Raw genomic sequence first — 3,046 nt, 5'->3', positions numbered from 1 at the left:
CAACAATAGCAAATACGAGTAGTGAACCAAGGACCAGAAGCAGCGACCAGTTGGCGAGGGTCAATCCAGCTACGGCCAACTTGAGTGTGCCGAACGGCGTTGCTTTCCTTTGGTCGTCCATATCCTGTCTCCTACCAGTGCGCTGACGGACCGTTTCGGACGCGACACGGGTTTGCGGCCCTTTGGTGTCGCTGTTCTTTCGGGTGCGCCGACCCGACGTCGGCGACTGAAAAAGCGCCCGGCCGCCCAATCACATGATCTACATGCTTGCAGTGGTAAACGCTGCGAGCACGGCCGCACCATTCAACGCTGGTTTCGTCTCGCCCATACGTTGGTGTTAGACCGAATCCGGCCGTGCGGCGATTGTCGATTTCATGACGCCGAACTGAATCCGTTGCGCTTTCGGGAGGGCTGGCGGAGAGAGTGTCAGTCAATCCCCATTGAAAGATAATGCATATTTGACGACAAGCGTCCCATGACGGACTTGAGCGGGGGCGTCCCCAGTGGGTTGGCCGATCTGCCGCCCGATGGTATATTCCCTGCAGCTTTGAAGGAGGGCACGATGGCTGAAGCGAAACTCGCTCCGAACCTGCCGGACTGGATGCTCGAGCACGCGAACCGCTACCTCGCTAGCGGCGGAACCGACGGGCACCTGTACAAGATAACCGTACCCCAGCGAGGTGAGATCACCGCGCCGGCACTGCTGCTGACCACCACCGGCCGCAAGTCCGGCGATAGATTCATATTCCCGCTGTTTTACGGAACGGAGGGCGGCAGTTACTTCGTAGTCGCCTCAAAGGGCGGCGCGCCTCAACACCCGGGCTGGTATCGCAATATTGTGGCGAACCCCGACGTCGAAGTACAAGTCGGGACCAAGAAAATGAACGCGCGGGCCAGGACAGCCGCGGGCGAGGAACGCCTCCGACTTTGGAACAAGGCGCTCGAATTTTGGCCGCCCTACGCCGACTATCAGCTCAAGACCGAGCGCGAGATACCGGTGGTCGTGCTGGATCCGGTCCATTAGATCACTACACGAGCGCCAAGACCTCGGCCCTGAATGTCTGCATGCCCGTGAGCACTTCGTCGGCGCTCGAACCGCCGAATCCGAAATCGATGCAGCCGACACCCAAGTCGCGCAGCGCCCGGATGTCGGCGGCGACGAGCGACGGCGGACCGGCGAACAGGCGGTGTTCGCCATCGCCGGCCTGCGGTGGCGCGGTCTCGCCGAACACCGTGCAGCGCAAGCTGAGGCCGACCGCCCCGGGATCGCGGCCCGCTTCGGCGATCATCTTGCGCAGGCGTGCAACCTGGCTCTTGTAACGTGTCAAGCTATCGAGCGGATTCTGCGGGTTGGTACCAATCGGGTACCACGCATCGCCGATGCGGGCAGTTCGTCGCAGCGCCGGACCGCTCTCGCCTCCGACCCAGATCGGCGGATGCGGCTTCTGCACGGGCTTCGGCTCAAGACCGATATTGGAGAATCGGACATGCTTGCCGTCGAAATCAGGCGCATCCTTGGTCCAGAGTTCAACGAAGGCGCGCACATATTCGTCGGTCACGCTTCCACGCGCATCGAAGTCCGGCGCGTCGATGGCCTCGAACTCCTCACGCATCCAGCCCGCGCCGATACCCAGCGTCAGCCGGCCAGCCGAGAGAACGTCGATGGTCGAGAGAATCTTGGCGGTCAGCACGGCGGGCCGATGCGGCACCACCATGACGGAGGTCACGAGACGCAGGCGCGTCGTTTTCGCGGCAATCCAGGCGATCTCCGTCAGCTGTTCGTGCCGCTCGCCGCGGGTGCCGCTGGGATATTCCCCGGAGACGCTGTAGGGATATTCGGCCGCGATCGCGGTCGGAATCACGATGTGATCGCTGAACGTCGCGTAGTCGAAGCCCATCGCCTCGCCGCCGACCACGATCTTCGCAAGGTTATCCGCGGCCGACAGCGGCCCGGCGGTCGGTGCGTTGAAGCCGATCAGCATTTGTTGCATCCTTCCCTATCATTGCATTGCTTGCGTCGATGCGACACCATGCGGCCGCTCGCGGGTGGCGGCAAGCGCGTCCCGCGACAACATGCGACCCCTCGGCGGGCGGAGATGACGGATTATGGCGGCGGCCGGTAGACAGACGACACGGCAGCGGTTCAACGCGCCGCTGGCCGAACTGATGGCAGAAGCCGCGGCCTGGCGCGATTCCGCGCACGGAAGGCTGATCTCTTACTCTCGCAAAGTCTTCATTCCGCTCACCAAACTCTGTCGCGACGTCTGTCACTACTGCACGTTCGCAGAAGTGCCGCGCGCGGGCAAGCCGATCTACCTGTCACCCCATGAGGTGCTTGCCATCGCCCGCACCGGCGCGGCCGCAGGTTGCACCGAAGCGCTGTTCACTCTGGGCGACAAGCCCGAGCTGCGATACCAGGCCGCGCGCGACGCATTGAAGGCGCTCGGCCACGAAACCACGATCTCCTATCTGACCGAGATGTGCGCAGCTGTGCTGCGCGAGACCGGACTGCTGCCACATGCCAACTCCGGCGTGATGACGCGTAAGGAAATCGCCGGCCTGCGCGAGGTGACCGCCAGCCAGGGCATCATGCTGGAATCCACCAGCGAGCGGCTCTGCAGGCAGGGCGGCGTTCACTACGGTTCTCCCGACAAACAACCTGCAGCCAGGCTGGAGACCCTGCGTCTGGCCGGCGAACTGAAGGTTCCGTTCACGACCGGCATCCTGATCGGCATCGGCGAGACACGCGACGAGCGGATCGACGCGTTCGAGACGATCAGGGATCTGCACGCCGCCCATGGTCATATCCAGGAAGTCATCGTCCAGAACTTCCGGGCCAAGCCGGACACCAGGCTCGCCAATTCCGAGGAGCCAGATCTCGACGACCTCTTGTGGACCATCGCGACGGCGCGTCTCGTTCTCGGACCCGACATGAATATCCAGGCGCCGCCAAATCTGTCGCCCGGAGTCTATCAAAAGCTTGTTGACGCGGGGCTCAACGACTGGGGCGGTATCTCGCCGGTTACGCCCGATCACGTGAACCCTG

3 protein-coding genes are annotated in these 3,046 nt (G+C 62.9%); 2 read left to right on the top strand and 1 reads right to left on the bottom strand.

The annotated features are described in order from the left end of the window. Positions 1 to 562 precede the first annotated feature (562 nt). A complete protein-coding gene (locus tag ABSG20_RS33540; RefSeq protein ID WP_423868733.1) occupies positions 563 to 1,024 on the top strand; it encodes a nitroreductase family deazaflavin-dependent oxidoreductase in 462 nt (153 codons plus the stop codon). A gap of 4 nt (positions 1,025 to 1,028) precedes the next feature. On the opposite strand, the gene ABSG20_RS33535 is transcribed toward ABSG20_RS33540, so the two are convergent. After that, complete coding sequence (locus tag ABSG20_RS33535) at positions 1,029 to 1,982, bottom strand: TIGR03619 family F420-dependent LLM class oxidoreductase (protein WP_423868732.1); 954 nt, start codon at positions 1,980 to 1,982, stop codon at positions 1,029 to 1,031. A 124-nt stretch (positions 1,983 to 2,106) separates the two neighbouring features. Here ABSG20_RS33535 and cofG point away from each other — a divergent pair. Next, positions 2,107 to 3,046: 7,8-didemethyl-8-hydroxy-5-deazariboflavin synthase CofG (gene cofG / locus ABSG20_RS33530; protein ID WP_423868731.1), on the top strand; the 940-nt coding region annotated here is incomplete at its 3' end.

The organism is Bradyrhizobium sp. (assembly GCF_049512235.1).
Lineage (GTDB): Bacteria > Pseudomonadota > Alphaproteobacteria > Rhizobiales > Xanthobacteraceae > Bradyrhizobium.
Note: the sequence above shows the minus strand (reverse complement) of the source record. Positions and strands in the feature narration are given on the sequence as shown.

Coding starts and splice junctions, on each gene's coding strand:
- ABSG20_RS33540 (WP_423868733.1), top strand. CDS start 563: ATGGCTGAAGCGAAACTCGCTCCGAACCTGCCGGACTGGATGCTCGAG.
- ABSG20_RS33535 (WP_423868732.1), bottom strand. CDS start 1,982: ATGCTGATCGGCTTCAACGCACCGACCGCCGGGCCGCTGTCGGCCGCG.